Annotated in this window: 2 protein-coding genes; both read left to right on the plus strand. The window is 55.7% G+C overall.

Features of this window, described 5'->3' with window-relative positions:
* Positions 1-541: recombinase family protein (locus KP705_RS15495; protein ID WP_215764802.1), on the plus strand; the 541-nt coding region annotated here is incomplete at its 5' end.
* Between the two features lie 37 nt (positions 542-578).
* Positions 579-877, plus strand: a 299-nt coding sequence (locus KP705_RS15500; protein WP_215764804.1) for a plasmid recombination protein, incomplete at its 3' end; no start/stop codon positions are given.

Here is an 877-nt window from a genome sequence, read left to right on the forward strand (position 1 = left end):
GGCCCAGCATCAGGAACTGCTCAAACTCGGTGTTTCTGCCGATCGTATTTACACCGACAAGGGCTTCACCGGCACGAACCGGGAAAGGGCCGGCCTTGACCAGGCACTGGCGGCTGTTCGTAGTGGCGATACTTTGGTCGTACCAAAGCTTGATCGACTGGCCCGCTCTGTCCCTGATGCACGGCTTATTGGCGACAGCCTGGCATCCCGTGGCGTGAAGCTTCAACTTGGGAWCAGTATTCACGATCCGTCTGWTCCAATGGGCAAGTTGTTCTTCAACATCCTTGCGACTTTCGCGGAGTTTGAAGCCGATCTGATCCKGATGCGTACTCGTGAAGGGATGGCCGTTGCACGCGACAAAGGTAAACTACGCGGAAAGAAACCCAAGCTTTCTGAACGTCAGCAAAAAGAGCTTCGCCGGATGTATGATACCGGCGATTACTCCATCAGCGATCTTTCAGAACTGTTTTCTATTTCTCGGCCAACTGTCTATCGAACTCTCAGCAGAACAGCCTCAACGTTCTTGTTGGGTTCACTCTAAGCGTACGTAAAGTACACTTTCGTGTCGTGACCCCTATTTGAACGAGGCGTTGCGCTGGATTCAGGAGCGGCACGGCAAGGACAACGTGATCGCTGCCATCATTCACCGGGACGAAAAAACGCCGCACCTGTCGGCCTACGTGGTGCCAAAAGACCCCGATACAGGCCGCCTGAATTGCCGCCGGTTCCTCGGTGGTGCCAAGGCCCTGAACGAGATGCAGACCGACTTTGCGCGAGTTGTGGGACGCCCTGTCGGACTGGAACGCGGCATCGAAGGAAGCAAGGCCACCCACACCAAGCTGAAAACCTACTACGGGGCGCTAGAACGGGACGCACC

It is taken from the genome of Gluconobacter sp. P1D12_c, from assembly GCF_018812105.1.
GTDB lineage: Bacteria > Pseudomonadota > Alphaproteobacteria > Acetobacterales > Acetobacteraceae > Gluconobacter > Gluconobacter oxydans_A.